Below are 17,240 nucleotides of genomic sequence, written 5' to 3' on the forward strand. Positions count from 1 at the left end.
ACGAGCCAAGCTCCAAGGCTTGAGGGTGCGTCCAGAGTCTCTACCGGATGGGAGATGGTCGATTATGCCTGAGCTTAACCTTCCTTCTCCACCGCCTTCCACATACAAGGGTGGGCAGTGCCCACCGAACTGTTGCTTCATGGCATTTGCGATATGGCGTGCCAATTATTTTAGGTAAAGGCTGTATCTGGCGAATATCTGGTCAATATTTGGCAGATGTTTTATGTATAGAAATTAATAATTGTACTAATTTCATTAATTTCACTAAAACTCAAATTCTGGGGGACATAATGATCAATCATTGCTGATCATGTCCCTAGGGCATCATGCTGATCATGAGTGATCCATACCCCCGTCCCCAGGAACCGGTATCCCATACGCCGCCCCAAGATTCCGATCGATGGCATAGCCTGCGCGACCATTTGCAGCAAGTGGCTCGCCTAACCGCACAATTTGCCGTCCCCCTAGGAGCCGATCGCCTAGGTTACTACGCTGGTCTTTGGCATGACCTGGGCAAATATAACCCTAAGTTTCAGGACTATCTCTACCACTGTCACCAGGCAACCCGGCACGGACAAAATAGCCCAGCGCCCAAGTCTGTTCCTCACGCAGTCCACGGCGCAAAGTTAGCAGAGCAGCAACTTCCCGGCGAGCTGGGCTGCAAACTGGCCATGATCATTTTTGGTCATCATGCCGGTATTCCTAACTTGGCGGATATGGATAGCAAGCTAGCCGGTAACCATAGAGCCAAAACTGAACAGGCCTATCAAGCGGTCTTGCGGGAAGCGGAAAAAACCGATATTGAATTGGAGCCAGATCAGGATTTAACTGATTATGCTCCGGCAGAAAATGATGATTGTTACCAACAGGAAGTTTTTTGGCGGTTTCTGTTTTCTTGCTTGGTTGATGCGGACTATTTGGATACGGAGCAGCACTTTAAGCCCACAGAATCGAGCCAGCGCCACTTGGGAATCACAATTGCCCAATTGCAATCGACCTTTGAGCGTGCCTATGCCCAAAAAATCCTGAAACCCTTAAAAAATCCCCAATCTCCCCTCAATTGCCTTCGAGCTGAAATCTATCAACTTTGTCAGCAAGCGGCGAAACAACCGCCGGGTGTATTTCGGCTCTGTGTCCCCACGGGCGGCGGCAAGACTCTGAGCGGCCTGCGGTTTGCCCTTGACCATGCGGTGGCCCATGGGCGATCGCGTGTCATCTTTGCTGTGCCCTACACCAGCATCATTGAACAGACCGTCAATGTCTATCGCGATTTGTTTCAAGCTGAACTGGGCCCCGAGGCGGTTTTGGAACACCACAGCGCTGTTTGGCAAGAAGCACCTTCCAAAAACGAAAACGAATCCGTAATGCATGGTGACGATCTCGCCGAGGATGCTCGCCAGGCCTTTGCTCGGGCCCGGTTAATTGCCCAAAACTGGGATGCTCCCTTGATTGTGACCACAACGGTGCAACTGTTCGATAGTTTGTTTGCCAATCGGCCGAGTCGTTGCCGCAAATTACACAACCTAATCAACAGCGTGATTGTGCTGGATGAGGTGCAAACCCTCCCGATTGAGCTGTTGGATCCAATTCTTTGTGTGCTGCGTGAGTTGGTCACCCACTATGGCGTGACGGTGGTGCTTTGCACGGCCACCCAACCCGCCCTCGCCGGTCAAAATGGCTATCTTCAAGGATTTGCCACCGACCAAGTGCGGGATATTGTGCCCCCGGAACTGGCCAAAGCTCATTTTCAACAGTTGCAACGGGTGAACTATGTTGTGCCGCCGAAATCTTGGTCTTGGGCGGATTTGGTGACGGATTTGCAAAACCGGCAGGCAAACCAAGCACTCATCGTTTTGAATACGCGCCGCAATGCGTTGGATGTCGTGGCTGCGTTGCAAGGCGCTGGCTGGCCCCGCGAGGCGCTCTTTCACCTCTCCACTTTGCTTTGTGGGGCCCATCGTCGCCAGGTGTTAGCCCAAGTGCGCGATCGCCTGCGGTCAGGGCTGCCTTGCTTGCTGGTGGCTACTCAAGTGGTGGAGGCGGGGGTGGATATTGATTTTCCGCTGGTCTATCGGGCTGAGGGGCCGCTCGATCGCGTTGTGCAAGCGGCCGGCCGCTGCAACCGAGAGGGCAATCTTTGTGATCAGTCAGGCGAGCCAATTTTGGGACAAGTGGTGATTTTCTCTCCCCAAGAGGGCCGGTTACCTGATGGCAGCTACGAAACCGCCGTTGGTACGGCCAATCGCTATCTTCAGACCGATCGCGTGAATCAAGCCTTACACGACCCCAAAACCTTTGAGCAGTACTTTCAGGAGTTGTACCAAACGGTTGGGCGCGATCGGGGTCAACAGATCCAGAACAGCCGAGAAAGTTGGAGCTATGCCGAAGTAGCCGAGCAATTTTCGTTGATGAAAGATGAGACCGTGCCCGTGGTGGTTCAGTACGACGATCGCGCCAACAACCTGATTCAAAAAATTGAGCGCTCCGGTTCCCTAAACAGGGGCGATCGCGATGCGCTCCAGCCCTACATGGTGAACCTGCGCTTCTACGAGTTCAACCAATCAGCCCATTGCCGCCGTGAGGTTGTTCCTGGGCTGTGGTTTTGGAAAGGGGGCTACGATCGGCAACTTTACGGAATTGAGATCAATGGCCAACCTATCCAATACGACCCAGCCGATCTCATTCCCGAAATTTCTAATCAGTAGAGCCGGAGGAATAGCGTAATGTATAAGTCGAAGCGTCAGAAGCTTTATCTGGCGAGGATTGAAACTTACTCTGTTCCGTTTAGGATTTTGCGGGCGGTTCATCCGCCCCTCAGCATTCATTCTTACTTTGTTCTGTTTAAATGTGCTACTGTGTGATCGTACTCGATCAGCACAGGAGTGCTATGCCGTGAACCAACAGCTCAACATCTTAGAAGTTCGCCCCCTCAGCACGATCCTTCACGAGATTTACAAAACCAGCAGAAGCCCAGCCCTGCGATTCGCAATCAAAACCGGTGTGCAGTGCTTGGAGTCAACTTTGCAAATGGCGGCCAAGTCGGAATGTGCAACCATCCGCGACTCAGCCGAAGAGTTACGGCGAATTTGGTGATTCGGAAGTGGTGAGTTGCCTTCGCAATCAATTGGATTACAGGGCAACTCAAGCCGTTAGTTCAGTATTTTTACTGAGACAAAATCCATGGGAAATTCATTGAGGGTGAAATTTACCGCGCCCTATGCTTGCTTTACACGCCCTGAGTTCAAAGTAGAACGCATTTCCTATGATGTGCCCACCCCAAGTGCAATGCGGGGAGCCTGCGAAGCCATTTTCTGGAAGCCAGAAATGCGCTACAAAATTCGCAAAATTCATGTTCTGAAGCCCATCAAATACTTTTCAATTTGGCGCAATGAGGTGAATAGTCGCCAAGTGTTTGCCACTGCCCAAGGTTGGGCCAAAAAAGGCGAAGGATCCTATTTTGCCGATGACGATCGGGCCCAAAGGCACACCCTTTGTTTGCAAGATGTGGCCTATGTGGTTGATTTGGATATTGAAGTTTTGCCCCATGCGGCCGCTGATGTGGCCAAATATCGCGATCAGTTCCAGAGGCGAATTGAGCGAGGCCAGTGTCACCATCAACCCTATTTGGGAACGAGGGAATTTTCAGCATTCTTTGAGAAGCCAAATCCCGATCATTCTGCTGATTGTGCAGATCCCAGTCTCAATCGTGAACTGGGTTTGATGTTGTATGACGTGGAATTCCAAGAGCAGCCGAAGGGGCCGGTTAGCTATCGCAAACGAGATCAATCGGGCGATCGAATCGTTACGGCTCAGGCTCGTCCTCGTTTTTTTCGGGCTTCTTTAAAACAAGGTGTGCTGACCATTCCTGAACAACCCTTATCCTAGGAGGCGCTTATGCTTCTGAGCGAGTTGGCCAAGCTGGCAACCCGAATTGATGAAACACCATCAATGTATGGTTTTTCGCCAGTCAGTTGGCTGATTGAAATTGATCAACAGGGAAGACCGATCGGAACAAGCCTGATGACTCCAATGGTCGAGGAGTCACGAAAGGGGAAAAAACGAGGCAAGAAAATTATTGTTCCCCACATTGGCCGCACAGTAGGCATTCAGCCCAAGCTGTTGGCAGATACGGGGGAGTATGTCCTGGGAGCCGCCCGATCGACCTCTAAGCCAGAGCGTGTTGCCGAATGCCATCAACAGTTCAAAGACCTAGTTGCTAACTGTTTTAGTGCAACTCAAGAACCCGCTGTAGAAGCCATTTTGAAATTTTTGGAAAGTTGGGATCCTGTTCAACAGCGATCGCAATTTTCACTCAATTTGCAGCTTCCTTCTGAGTTTGATGCCAGTGAAGTTATCACCTTTCGAGTTCATTTTTCCGATGCCCCCGCACTCATTCCCGCAGAGAACAAGGCGAATCTAGAAAAAGTTCAACAATTTTGGGCTGCTTACACATCTGGTGAAACAGCATCAGATAGACAAGAACGTCCCATGGGTTGGTGTTTGGTAACCGGAACCTATGGCCCATTGGAACAACGATTACCTTTTTTCATTAAAGGTCTTCCCAATGGACAACCTTCAGGAACAGCTTTGGTTTCTGCAAATTCCGTTGCCTTTGAATCCTTCGGGCTGGCAAATTCCCTGACTTCTCCCATTTCACGGCCAGCAGCGGAAGGATTTGCTAAGGCGCTGAATGCCCTTATTGCCAGTGAAAACGACAGTCTTCGCATTGGGGATAGTGTCTATGTTTGGTGGGTGCAACAGGGTGCTGAAGCAGTTGATTTGAAGATCTTGGGCAAGCCGCGTGATCCATTGAATTCAAAAAGAATTCAGAATCTACTGAAATCACCAATAACTGCTCAGAAAACCAGCGAGAAGACAAGTGCAGCCCTCGCTCAACGTTTTTTCGCAATTGCGCTCACTGCCAACAATGCCAGAGCGGTCATTCGTAGCTGGATTGATGTGACGATCGAGTCAGTCAATCACAACCTGAAAATTTGGTTTCAGGGGCAAAAAATTGACTCACTCTATGAGGAAAATCGCGAATTCTTTGGACTCTATGAATTAGCTGCTTGTGCTTATCGCGAGCCAAAGGACATGTTGTCCCGAACTCCAACAGCGCTGTTTTTGGCAGCTATTGAAGGGCGGCCATTGCCTGCTGACTTGCTCGATCGCCTCCTGCGTCGAATCCGAGTCGAAGGGGGCAGCATCACCCACACAAGGGCTGCTTTGCTCAAGCTAATTCTGACCTTGGAAGGAAAAATCAACATGAATGAGCCTCAAAATGCGATGGAAAGCCTAACTCGCAATCCGCAATTTCAAGATGAGCAATTGGGCGATCGCCTCGCCTACCATGCTGGTCGTCTGTTGGCGCAAGTTGACAGGATTCAGTATGCCGCCTTGGGCAAAGTTAATGCCCCGATCGCCGATCGATACTATGGCTCCATGTCCATCAGCCCTTGCTATCTTCTGGGAAAAATTATTGGCAAAGCTCAAGCCAATCTATCCAAACTTCGCAAGGAAAAACCAGGTCAGCACAACCGGTTTCAAGAGGAGTTGGAGGAAATTCTTAGCAAAATTCCCGATCGTGATCTGCCCAATTTGCCCAGTCGCCTTTCGATGCAGCAGCAAGCTATTTTCGCCATTGGCTATTACCACCAACAAGCACACAACCGCCAGCAAATTCGCGATCGGGCTGCTAATTCTGTTTAGCCAAGCCTATTGCTAGCACCCAGTCATGCTGTTTGCTTGATCACTTGAATTAATTTTCTGGAGCTTAATCATGTCCGCAATTCACACTAATGCTCAGCGTCGCCATGATTTTGTGCTGTTGTTTGATGTGTTGGATGGAAATCCCAACGGCGATCCAGATGGTGGCAATCTTCCACGGGTTGATATGGAAACCATGCATGGTTTGGTAACGGATGTTTGCTTAAAACGCAAGATTCGCAACTGGATCGCTACCTATGGCGATCTGATGGCAGAAAATAGTGAAGAAGCAAGGCGGCTTAAGCTTTTTGTCAAGCATCACGGCGTTTTGAATGACCAAATTCGCGAGGCTTATTTAGCTGAAGGACTACCAGTTGGTCAACCGTCAGAAGAAACGGTTAGGGACTCCAAAGTTTTGGAGGCACTATACCAAGTTCGTGAATTCCTACCTTCAAGTTTTACTCTGTTTGAAGAAGATGATGACAACAATGATCCCGTTGTAAAGTTGCGCTACAGCGGTGAACTAGATGCCGATGAATTGAAAGAACAACTACAAGAGGCTGAGGCTTCACCGGAATGGAAGGCTGTCAAAAAATTGGTGGAAGACCTGATTAAAAATTCTCGCAAGCCCAAGAAGAGCTTGCAAAATACGGAGAAGGCAAAGCACTGGATGTGCGCCAATTTCTTTGATGTGCGAATGTTTGGGGCAGTGATGAGTACTGGTTTGAATGCTGGTCAGGTTCGTGGGCCCATGCAATTAACCTTTTCTCGGTCAATTGACCCAGTTTTTCCAGAAGATTTGGCAATCACACGAGTAGCAGTTGCTGACGCGAAGGATCGTGAAAAGCTACAAACGATCGGGCGCAAAACCAAAATCTCTTACGGTCTATATCGAGGCTATGGTTTCTTTTCGGCTCCTTTGGCCAAGCAAACCGGTGTGACCGATCGGGACTTGGAACTGTTTTGGGAAGCGGTTCAAGGAATGTTTGAAGTGGTGGATCGATCGGCTAGTCGCGGGCTAATGGCTGTGCGTGGGTTATATATCTTTTCCCATGAAAATCCATTGGGTAATGCACCAGCCCACAAATTGTTCGATCGCATTTCGGTGCAAAAGCGTCCTGAGGTCGATACACCGCGATCGTTCGATCACTACGTCATTGAACTAGACGAAACAAATTGGCCCCAAGGAGTCACCCTAACCAAGCTGATTGAAGGCTAATTAGGCCTTGGCGGAAGCCAACTCTCAACCTAGTTGGCTTCCGCACATTTTCTTATCTTTTGGTTCAGGCCAGTTCGTAAACCCTGCAGCGCCCGGCCCCCGGGCTGGGCGAGGATTGAAACCGACGACACCCGCGTCAACTCCTGCTAGGACAATAGGCAGCGCCCGGCCCCCGGGCTGGGCGAGGATTGAAACTTTAGGGATGGCCGTTGGGATCGACAGCGCTGCAATCGCAGCGCCCGGCCCCCGGGCTGGGCGAGGATTGAAACAGGTAAGTGTATGGGCGTGCATAACCCATCGCTGATGCAGCGCCCGGCCCCCGGGCTGGGCAAGGATTGAAACCTGAAATGGGCCAGTGGACGGGTGGTTATCCTGCGCAGCGCCCGGCCCCCGGGCTGGGCGAGGATTGAAACAGTATGCCCAGCAAGAGCAAGGCCCGATGAGGACGAGCAGCGCCCGGCCCCCGGACTGGGCGAGGATTGAAACCCAGAGTTGTCAGCAATTACCAACTCTTTTTCCGCCCCGCAGCGCCCGGCCCCCGGGCTGGGCGAGGATTGAAACTTTGAGCGATCGGGCGAGTTGGCATTGGGCCCGATAAGCAGCGCCCGGCCCCCGGGCTGGGCGAGGATTGAAACCAACAGCTTGCGCGTGGTGTGGCCACTCAGGCGACGGCAGCGCCCGGCCCCCGGGCTGGGCGAGGATTGAAACCGGTTTCTGGGTCATGGCGATCGACAAACTTGCTCCAGGCAGCGCCCGGCCCCCGGGCTGGGCGAGGATTGAAACGATAAACGCACCGGGGTTTGAGTCTAGGTCGAAATGCCGCAGCGCCCGGCCCCCGGGCTGGGCGAGGATTGAAACAGGATCTAGAGCTGGTTGGTAGCGCAGTTACTTTGGCAGCGCCCGGCCCCCGGGCTGGGCGAGGATTGAAACCGGGGTTGCGGTGAGCCTGAGTCGCAATCGTAGGCAGCGCCCGGCCCCCGGGCTGGGCGAGGATTGAAACAGGGGAAATCGTCTTAAATTTGCGGCTAGAGCGCTGCAGCGCCCGGCCCCGGGCTGGGCGAGGATTGAAACCCAATCGTCTGGGGTCGTTTCTTGGGGCTTGCGCTTGCAGCGCCCGGCCCCCGGGCTGGGCGAGGATTGAAACCGGGCCGCGGCCACCGCCCTCGGAATTGCCCAAGGCAGCGCCCGGCCCCCGGGCTGGGCGAGGATTGAAACACCTGGTGCAAGATGCCAAGGGATACAAGCCGGTCGGCAGCGCCCGGCCCCCGGGCTGGGCGAGGATTGAAACAGGCTGGTGGTGTGGATGTTCTGGTCACCGATCAGCAGCGCCCGGCCCCCGGACTGGGCGAGGATTGAAACGTCTATCCTGAGACAATGGAATTGGTCAAACAGTTGGCAGTGCCCGGCCCCCGGGCTGGGCGAGGATTGAAACACCCGGCCATGGTGGCCTCTTACGCCCTGAGCTATCCCGCAGCGCCCGGCCCCCGGGCTGGGCGAGGATTGAAACAAGTTGTCGTACCAGAAGAGTACGTTGATTCTGTCAAGGCAGCGCCCGGCCCCCGGGCTGGGCGAGGATTGAAACAAGCTCAGGGCAACCGCTGGCATGGGATGGATGCAATGCAGCGCCCGGCCCCCGGGCTGGGCGAGGATTGAAACTTAAAACGCTTGGATAACTCATCAGCAACCCGTGCAGCAGCGCCCGGCCCCCGGGCTGGGCGAGGATTGAAACAAGCGTATTACCACGCACCGCAACAGCATCGCCTTTGGGCAGCGCCCGGCCCCCGGGCTGGGCGAGGATTGAAACGGTGATTGATAAGTCGAATTTATATAAATATCTAAGCAGCGCCCGGCCCCCGGGCTGGGCGAGGATTGAAACCACCTGGGCCGCCACCGCCGTTTGGGTGTCTTGGCAGCGCCCGGCCCCCGGGCTGGGCGAGGATTGAAACGACGGCCCGCTTGTTACCGCGAACCAATCCACCAAACGCAGCGCCCGGCCCCCGGGCTGGGCGAGGATTGAAACTATATATAGGGGCTGAAAGGCTTGAAACTTCGTTGCAGCGCCCGGCCCCCGGGCTGGGCGAGGATTGAAACCACACCAAACAAGGCGTTGAATAAAACATCATTGTCCTCGCAGCGCCCGGCCCCCGGGCTGGGCGAGGATTGAAACTGCCCACCACCGCGCCTTACCAACATCTCCTCGCATGCAGCGCCCGGCCCCTGGGCTGGGCGAGGATTGAAACACCGGGCAAGTTTACCGAGTCTATTCAGGCGATCGGTGCAGCGCCCGGCCCCCGGGCTGGGCGAGGATTGAAACATGGCTTCCAGGGTTTTGAGTGGCTGATTTTTCGGCGCAGCGCCCGGCCCCCGGGCTGGGCGAGGATTGAAACTCAATGCCCTTGAGCCAATCCTCAAACTTTTGGGCGCAGCGCCCGGCCCCCGGGCTGGGCGAGGATTGAAACCGAGTTGATTAACGATCGCTAATCTGTCAGGCGATCGCCGCAGCGCCCGGCCCCCGGGCTGGGCGAGGATTGAAACTTCTAGGCGTGGGTCGATCGGTGCAATTGCTACTGGCAGCGCCCGGCCCCCGGGCTGGGCGAGGATTGAAACACCTTTTGGTGTGCAAGGGGTTCGAGCCGGGGCGATCGGGCAGCGCCCGGCCCCCGGGCTGGGCGAGGATTGAAACCCGATCGGCTTTTCCGTTGGCCTCGCCATCAGCGCGGCAGCGCCCGGCCCCCGGGCTGGGCGAGGATTGAAACCCACTGTTGCCACCCGATCGCCAATCCCAGGTTGGGGCAGCGCCCGGCCCCCGGGCTGGGCGAGGATTGAAACCATTGATCCATTGCTGAATCGCTAAGGCTTCGGGTGGCAGCGCCCGGCCCCCGGGCTGGGCGAGGATTGAAACGATCACCATGGCCGCGTTGTTGATCGTGCTGCGATGCAGCGCCCGGCCCCCGGGCTGGGCGAGGATTGAAACCTTGCCCCCAAGTTGGTCTCGAAAGCATCCATCAAGCAGCGCCCGGCCCCCGGGCTGGGCGAGGATTGAAACGCAAACTTCCGAGAGAGATAGCCCATGCTCAGGCTCGCAGCGCCCGGCCCCCGGGCTGGGCGAGGATTGAAACCCGATCTGGCCACCTGGTTGCGCGGCTCTGGCCGCACAGCGCCCGGCCCCCGGGCTGGGCGAGGATTGAAACCGGCTTGCCAATCAACCCAAGAGAAGCGTCCTCCTCCGCAGCGCCCGGCCCCCGGGCTGGGCGAGGATTGAAACCAAACCCCGCGCGGGCGGGGTGGCTAGGGTTTACGGCAGCGCCCGGCCTCCGGGCTGGGCGAGGATTGAAACAGCGACTCCTTGCGCGGCGCTGGCCAGGTCAAAAGCAGCAGCGCCCGGCCCCCGGGCTGGGCGAGGATTGAAACACGATCGGCGCTCGAAAACGTGTTAAACATGGATCAAGCAGCGCCCGGCCCCCGGGCTGGGCGAGGATTGAAACCAATCAACAGCCCTACAACCTTTCTAACGGTCAGGCAGCGCCCGGCCCCCGGGCTGGGCGAGGAATCAAGAACCCCGCCGCAAGCGGACGGGGTATGGAATTGGATCTGCTCCCAAACCTGAAGATTTGGATTGCAGGTTTTTTTGTTTTCGCCGCAGAGCGGCGGGGAATCTGACCCATACTCGATTGAAACAATGGACACCGGGCGATCGTACAGGAAGTTTTAGGCAGCGCCCGGCCCCCGGGCTGGGCGAGGATTGAAACACTTTTTGGACGGCTGAGGCAATCTATGACCCAAAATCAGCAGCGCCCGGCCCCCGGGCTGGGCGAGGATTAATAGTCGCTTTATAAATCAGCTCTAAAACCGGGTCGGCTTTAGATTCTCTTTATGAGTTAGCTCCTAGGTTTGAACTGGGCTAAAAACCGGCATTTCGGTTAGTTCAAGCTCATGGTGATCAGCCCCTGTTGCCCCAGCAGCACTTCACGCAACAGGCTCACCAACCCAACCCAAATGATCGGGCTGATGTCCACGCCGCCGATCGGGGGGACGATCGCGCGGGTCACCTTCAAAAAGGGTTCCGTCGGAGTCACCGCCAACTTAAAGGGCAACTTTTGGGCATCCACCTGGGGATACCAAGTCAGCACGATTCGGACAATGAACAACAAAATGAACAGACCCAACAGCAGGCTCAGGGCCCACGATCCAATCACAACGGTACTCATGCCGAACTTGGGGTAGAAATTGAGAAGGGCGGGCGATCGGCCTCGGGGGGATGGCTAGCGCAAAATCTGGCTCAGAGGGCAGCGCCCGGCCCAGATGCCACCCAACCCCGCTCGGAGATATCAGCCGCAGCACGGATGATCGTAAAGCTTGACGGATCATTCTGGGAAATTCTCAATTCCGCTGGGGCGACAGAGCGTCGATCGGGCGATAAAATACAACCCTAGAGCCAATTGTGCGTTTTCAATCCGAGGATAACTATGACTGCTTCTTTGGCGAATTTCCTGTGGAGCCTGCTCTTGGGAGCCGTAATTGTGGTGCTGCCGATTACCGTTGGCTTGATCGTCATCAGCCAGAACGACAAGGTAAAACGCACTTTCTAAGGTTGCTTGTCGTGCCGCTCAGCCCCTGCGGTTGGGATAGCCTCGGCGCGATCGCCCGCAAAGGACGGCGGTTCCGGTAACCCCATCGGAGCCGCCGTTCGTCGTTAGAATAAACCCGTAACGTTCTTGAGGGACGATGGTTAACGTTGGCTTTAGCTGGGGCAGCCTCATCGGCATCATCCTCGCGGTGGCGGGCGCTGCACTCTATTTCATTCGATCGTACAAGCCAGGACTGGCCCGCGATTACGACATCTTTTTCGCGGCGGTGGGTCTGCTGTGCGGTGGCATTCTGTTTTTTAATAGCTGGCGGCTGGATCCGATTCTGCAATTCAGCCAATTCCTCTTGGCAGGGTCAGCCATCTTTTTCGCTTACGAAAGTATTCGGCTGCGGAACGTGACCACGGAGCAGGCCAAGCGCACTGCGCCCCTGGTGGATGACGATCGGCCCGTGAGTCGGGTGTATCGGGCGGAGCTGGATGACATGGAGCCGATCGAGCGCCAGCCCTACAATCGCCGGATTCGGGGCAGCGACGACAGCCGCGACAGCCGCGCCGCCGAGGAATATGGCAAGGAATATGGCAGCCGACCGCGCGATGGCCGTGAAGTCCGCGACAGCCGCGATAGTCGCGATGGTGGGTATGATGCGCCGCCGCGCCGCCGACCGCCGACCCAACGCCCCCCGCGCGATGACCGCGATTCCTTTGGCGGCCCCAGTGCCGGAGCCAGCCCCGATGGTGGTGGTGTTCCTCGCAAGCGTCGGCCCGCCCAGCGCCCGCCCAACCGCCCCGAAACGGGAGCCGATTGGAGCGAGCCGCCCGTGAGCCGATCGAGCCGTCGCCCCGCTGCTGACTCCACGCGAGTTGACTCCACAAGAGTTGACCCCACCCGATCGGAGGAATCTTGGGGGGAAGATCGCTGGGAACAGCCCGATCGATCCCCTCGCAGTCGGCGCGATCGACCCAGCGGCCCCGAGGATCGCGCTCCCACGCGCAAGCGTCGTTCTGGCGCAACTCCCTTGGCCGATGAGCCACCGGTCAGCCGCACCAACTACGTTGACGAACCGCCCGCCCGCAAAAGCAGCTACAGCGATGGCTATGCCGCAGAGGTGGAACCCGCCGATAGCTATGTGTCCTATCAACCGATCGACCCGGAACCCACCGAAGAAGATTGGGATCGCTACGCCGACCAGGCAAGCAGTCGTCCGCCCCTGGATTTGAGTCCCAAGGACGAAGAAGGTGATGGCTCCCTGGGCAGCAGCCGTGACTCGGAAGCCCGTTTTTCCGACGGTAATGGCAGCGATCGCTACGAAGACGACTTCGATCGCCCCGTTAAGTTTGAACGCTAACCTCCAGCGAAACTTCCCCTAAACGCCCTTGTCCGTTTTGCGATCGTCCCTCAGATTGGGTCAACGGGCCCTAAGCCGGAGCGCGGTTGTTCTCAGCACAGCCGCGCTCCTGGTTGCTTGCGGCAACGGAGCCAACCTCAACATTCCCCTCACCCTCAATTCCCGCTATGCCGATGAGCAGCCCAGTCTCAGCGGCGATGGGCGGATGTTGGCCTTTGTTTCCAACCGAGGGGGCAACCGCCAGATTTTGCTATTTGACTTGCAGCAGCGCCGCTTCATTGAGCTGCCTCGGTTAAACCGCCGAGACGCGATCGCCGAGCAACCCAGCCTCAGCCAAACCGGTCGCTATTTGGTTTATCTGGCCAGCGACTACGCCCGCCCAGAAGTTGAGCTATACGATCGGGCGACGGGCCAGGTTCAAGTGCTCACCCAGGGCTATCGCGGTTGGGTGCGATCGCCCCGCATCAGTCCCGATGGTCGCTTTATTGTGTTTGAAAGCGGGGCCCGGGGCCAGTGGGATATTGAAGTGCTCGATCGGGGAACCAACATCGAACTGGATTTGCCAGAAGGACAACCCCAACCCAGCACGGAACCCTAGCACTTCTCAGTTCTCAACCCTACAGGCTGGGGCCTGAGATTCTGGTTAAAGATTTTGGTTAAAGATTTTGGTTAAAGTTTTGGATTGAAGACCCTGGTTGAAGAGTTGGATTGAGGATTCTGGTTGAAAATTTGGAGAGAAATGCTTGGGTGAAGCGCTGGGCTGAAATGGGTTTCTAGGCCCGGGTTTGCTGGCGTTGAATTTCGTACAACAGGAGTGCCGCCGTCACCGACACATTCAGGGACTCAACCCCCGGCGCAAGAGGAATGCGCACAGCCGTATCCGCCTCAGCAATTAGCTCCGGAGAAAGACCCGCGCCCTCGTTGCCCAACAACACCATCACGGGCGATCGCAAATCCGCCTCCCAATAGCTGAGGTCGGCCGTGGGTACTGTGGCCACAATCTTGAAGCCCTGTTGCTTCAGGTCACGCACAGTCGATCGCAAATCTTCCGCCACCTGCATCGGCATTCGGAACCACTGACCCGCCGTGGAGCGCAACACCTTGGGATGATCCAGATCAACGCTGTCGTCACTTAACCAAATTTGGTCACAACTGGCCGCCGCCGCCGCCCGTACGATCGTGCCCAGGTTCCCCGGATCCTGAAGCCGTTCCAAGCCCAAGGCGATTTGGAGCGATCGCTGAGGGGCGATCGGGCAACGCTGGGCCACCGCCACCACCCCGTCCGGGTTCACCGTGGTAGCAATCGCTTGGAGCACTGGCTCGGCCACCAGCTCGATCGGGGCATGGGCCGCCGCCCGCGCAAAATCCGCCGGATATTTTTCTTGCCAAGTGGGTGTGCAACAAACAAAATCGAGGGAATAATCCACTGCAATTGCTTCTTGCAACAGATGAGTTCCCTCGATTAAGAATTGATTTTCTTCGCGTCTTCCCTTGGCTTGATGAAGCTTTTTAAGCTGCTTAACCAGTGGGTTTTTGACGCTTGTAATCATGTTGGCGTTTAAGATGCGGAACCCGGGACTTGAACCCGGAAGTCCTTGCGAACACAAGAACCTGAATCTTGCGCGTCTACCAATTCCGCCAGTTCCGCTTGCGCGGAATCAATATTAGCACTTTCAGTCTGGAGCGCAACCCCTTTTAGAAATTTTTTTTGGATTTTTTTGAGCAGCATTGAAAAAGTGGGTTCCATGGCGATCGGATCGCCAGCGATCGCCCATGATCTTTGCTCCCGCTCCAGTACCCCTCAGACGCTAGCTAACCGCCTCCGAGGAGCATTGGCTCAGGTAATCGACCCGCCCCGTCCGAAGCTAACCGCCTCCGAGGAGCATTGGCTCAGGTAATCGACCCGCCCCGTCCGATCGCCCTGACAGGGGTTCAGCTTGCTGGGAAAGCGCCGAAACCGGAATTGACAGATCGCCCCCCATACGTGGGTTTCAGGATCTGGAGAACATTGCCAGGGAAGTTGAGTTGTGTAGAATCTAAACGAAATTTGCATTCTCGCAACATTTCAGCTTGGCGCGCGTTTTTGGAGGACCACGGCCATAGTTTCCCCGTCTAGCACTTCCCCCCTCTCTGCTTCCCGCGAAGCGGATGAACCCATCCTAGAAATCTTGGGTGGTCAGCCACTCAGCGGCCATGTCTCAGTCAGTGGAGCCAAAAACTCCGCCCTCGTACTGTTGGCGGCCACGGTACTGTGCTCCGGAGAATGCCGAATCCGTAACGTGCCCTTGCTGGTGGATGTGGCGCGGATGGGTCAGGTGTTGGAAGCGCTGGGGCTGAAAACCCGCTGCCTGGGCGACACATGGGAAATTGACGCACGCCACATCAACCGCGCCGAAGCTCCCTATGAGTTGGTGAGCCAACTGCGGGCTAGCTTCTTTGCCATTGGGGCCCTGTTGGCCCGGATGGGCGAGGCCCGGTTCCCCCTGCCCGGCGGCTGCGCGATCGGGGCGCGGCCCGTGGAACTCCATGTACGGGGTCTCCAGGCCATGGGGGCCGATGTGCATATTGACAGCGGGATTGTATTCGCCAGCATTCGCGGTAAGTCGCGCCTCACGGGGGCCCGCATTTATCTGGACTATCCCAGCGTGGGAGCCACGGAAACCTTGATGATGGCGGCCACCCTCGCGGAAGGGGAAACCATTCTGGAAAATGCGGCGCGGGAGCCGGAAATTATTGATTTGGCGAATTTCTGCAACGCGATGGGGGCGAAGGTTCGCGGTGCAGGAACGGACACGGTGGTGATTGAGGGCGTGGAAAAGCTCCATTCCACCGAACATTCCGTCATTCCCGATCGAATCGAAGCAGGAACGTTTTTGGTGGCGGCAGCGGCCACACGCTCAGACCTGTTGGTGGGGCCAGTGATTCCCGACCACATGAGCGCCACTTTGGCCAAGCTAGAGGCGATCGGGGTGCAAACGGCGATCGAGGGAACCAGTATTCGCGTTTTTCCCGGCCAAGGTCTGTTTGCAACGGATTTGGAAACCCTGCCGTTCCCCGGTTTTCCCACGGATATGCAAGCCCAATTCATGGCCCTGCTCACCCTCTGCGAAGGCAGCAGCACCATTACCGAAACGGTGTTTGAAAACCGTCTGCGCCATGTGGCAGAGCTGAATCGCATGGGGGCCAACATTCGGGTCAAAGACCGGGTGGCGATCGTCAAGGGCGTGCCATTCCTGTCCGGTGCGCCGGTCACCGCTTCGGATTTGCGGGCGGGGGCAGCCCTGGTGGTGGCGGGCTTGGCGGCCCGGGGCAAAACCACCATCCGCGGCCTGCATCACCTCGATCGGGGCTATGAAAACATTGAGAACAAACTCCGCTCGATCGGGGCCAACATCCAGCGCCTGAATGGTTTTGCAGAGGGCGCAGTGCCCGCAGCCGTGAGCTAAACTCAAGCCAGAGCCAGGGCCCCGCGGCCCATCCTCCAAATCTTCCTTTCTCCAACACCATGGCTGACGGTTCCGAGCATTCCACCTCCCCAGCGCCCCTGCGGCTGTTGGGGCTGCGTGCCAACCAATTTCGACACCCCCTCGATTTGGCAGCGACCCAATCGCTCGATCGCTGGCCGGGGTTGGATTTGCTGGTGCGTAATTTGGTGGGCCCGATCGCGGAGGAGGTGATGTATCTCGAAAACATTGCCGCCAGCCTGTTGGTGGGGCCCCACCAACTGCCCCATTTGCACCACCTGTTGCAAGAGGCAGCCCAGCGGCTGGACTTGGAAGCACCGCAGCTTTACGTGCGCCAACACCCGGTTCCCAACGCCTACACCTTTGCCATGCGAGGGCGGCGGCCCTTCGTGGTCATTCACTCGGCCCTGTTGGACTTGCTCACCCCCCTGGAAACCCAGGCGGTGATTGCCCACGAGTTGGGTCATCTCAAGTGTGAACATAGCCTCTATCTGACCCTGGCCAACGTGTTGGTGTTGGCGGCGGGACAAGTGCCCGAGTGGGGACGGTGGTTCGCCCAGGGTTTGCAGGAGCGGCTGCTGGAGTGGTCTCGTTGTGCAGAATTCACCTGCGATCGAGCGGCTTTGTTGGCCGTGCAAGATCCTATGGTGGTGGCTTCGGTGTTGATGAAATTGGCGGGTGGCTCGCCGAATCTTGCGCCCCTGTTGAATGTCGAAGCATTCCTGGCCCAGGCTCGGGCCTATGACGCGATCGACCAATCCCAACTGGGAGCTGCCCTCAAACGCGCTCGCACCGCAACTTTGACCCATCCTGTTCCCGTGTTACGGGCCCGTGAAATTGATCGTTGGGCCCACAGCCGAGAATATCGAGATTTGTTGCACCATTTTTCAAAAAATCCGCTATAATTGCAGAGCGCT

Annotated in this window: 12 protein-coding genes, 1 tRNA gene and 1 CRISPR repeat array; of the genes, 10 read left to right on the forward strand and 3 right to left on the reverse strand. The window is 56.4% G+C overall.

What is annotated here, in order from left to right:
* The first annotated feature begins 335 nt into the window (after positions 1-335).
* From cas3 to cas7c, 5 genes are all read left to right on the forward strand, one after another.
* Positions 336-2,705 (forward strand): CRISPR-associated helicase Cas3', encoded by a 2,370-nt coding sequence (cas3, locus tag H6G52_RS12955; RefSeq protein WP_190528859.1) that lies wholly within the window; start codon positions 336-338, stop codon positions 2,703-2,705.
* A gap of 187 nt (positions 2,706-2,892) precedes the next feature.
* Positions 2,893-3,093, forward strand: a complete 201-nt coding sequence (locus H6G52_RS12960; RefSeq protein ID WP_190528861.1) for a hypothetical protein — start codon at positions 2,893-2,895, stop codon at positions 3,091-3,093.
* Between the two features lie 87 nt (positions 3,094-3,180).
* Complete coding sequence (cas5c, locus tag H6G52_RS12965) at positions 3,181-3,885, forward strand: type I-C CRISPR-associated protein Cas5c (protein ID WP_190528863.1); 705 nt, start codon at positions 3,181-3,183, stop codon at positions 3,883-3,885.
* A gap of 9 nt (positions 3,886-3,894) precedes the next feature.
* Entirely contained in the window at positions 3,895-5,709 is a 1,815-nt protein-coding gene (gene cas8c / locus H6G52_RS12970; RefSeq protein WP_190528866.1) for a type I-C CRISPR-associated protein Cas8c/Csd1, read from the forward strand.
* A gap of 70 nt (positions 5,710-5,779) precedes the next feature.
* The gene (gene cas7c / locus H6G52_RS12975) at positions 5,780-6,925 is read left to right on the forward strand and encodes a type I-C CRISPR-associated protein Cas7/Csd2 (protein ID WP_190528868.1); all 1,146 of its coding nucleotides are present in this window, start codon (positions 5,780-5,782) and stop codon (positions 6,923-6,925) included.
* An 85-nt stretch (positions 6,926-7,010) separates the two neighbouring features.
* A CRISPR array of direct repeats spans positions 7,011-10,481; the repeat unit is 37 nt; unit sequence GCAGCGCCCGGCCCCCGGGCTGGGCGAGGATTGAAAC.
* Between the two features lie 364 nt (positions 10,482-10,845).
* On the opposite strand, the gene H6G52_RS12980 is transcribed toward cas7c, so the two are convergent.
* A complete protein-coding gene (locus tag H6G52_RS12980; RefSeq protein WP_190528870.1) occupies positions 10,846-11,133 on the reverse strand; it encodes a YggT family protein in 288 nt (95 codons plus the stop codon).
* A gap of 258 nt (positions 11,134-11,391) precedes the next feature.
* Between H6G52_RS12980 and psbX the strand changes: the two genes are divergently transcribed.
* The 3 genes from psbX to H6G52_RS12995 all read left to right on the forward strand — a co-directional run bounded on the left by psbX (position 11,392) and on the right by H6G52_RS12995 (position 13,457).
* A complete protein-coding gene (gene psbX / locus H6G52_RS12985) occupies positions 11,392-11,514 on the forward strand; it encodes a photosystem II reaction center X protein (protein WP_099533165.1) in 123 nt (40 codons plus the stop codon).
* Positions 11,515-11,650: 136 nt separating this feature from the next.
* Entirely contained in the window at positions 11,651-12,859 is a 1,209-nt protein-coding gene (locus H6G52_RS12990; RefSeq protein WP_190528871.1) for a Ycf66 family protein, read from the forward strand.
* A gap of 28 nt (positions 12,860-12,887) precedes the next feature.
* Positions 12,888-13,457, forward strand: coding sequence for a biopolymer transporter Tol (locus tag H6G52_RS12995; protein WP_234406568.1), 570 nt, complete (start codon positions 12,888-12,890; stop codon positions 13,455-13,457).
* A gap of 175 nt (positions 13,458-13,632) precedes the next feature.
* Here H6G52_RS12995 and H6G52_RS13000 read toward each other — a convergent pair whose 3' ends face one another.
* Positions 13,633-14,409: an RNA methyltransferase gene (locus H6G52_RS13000; RefSeq protein WP_099532092.1), complete on the reverse strand. Its 777-nt coding sequence runs from the start codon at positions 14,407-14,409 to the stop codon at positions 13,633-13,635.
* A gap of 14 nt (positions 14,410-14,423) precedes the next feature.
* Positions 14,424-14,507 (reverse strand) — tRNA-Leu (locus H6G52_RS13005).
* A 451-nt stretch (positions 14,508-14,958) separates the two neighbouring features.
* On the opposite strand from H6G52_RS13005, the gene murA reads away from it, so the two are divergent.
* Together murA and H6G52_RS13015 are read left to right on the forward strand one after the other, a co-directional pair.
* Positions 14,959-16,305 carry a UDP-N-acetylglucosamine 1-carboxyvinyltransferase gene (gene murA / locus H6G52_RS13010; RefSeq protein WP_190528980.1) on the forward strand — a complete coding sequence of 449 codons (1,347 nt, stop codon included), beginning with the start codon at positions 14,959-14,961 and terminating at the stop codon, positions 16,303-16,305.
* A 59-nt stretch (positions 16,306-16,364) separates the two neighbouring features.
* Positions 16,365-17,228 carry a M48 family metallopeptidase gene (locus H6G52_RS13015; protein WP_099532094.1) on the forward strand — a complete coding sequence of 288 codons (864 nt, stop codon included), beginning with the start codon at positions 16,365-16,367 and terminating at the stop codon, positions 17,226-17,228.
* Positions 17,229-17,240 lie beyond the last annotated feature (12 nt).

This window comes from Limnothrix sp. FACHB-881 (assembly GCF_014698135.1).
GTDB lineage: Bacteria > Cyanobacteriota > Cyanobacteriia > CACIAM-69d > CACIAM-69d > CACIAM-69d.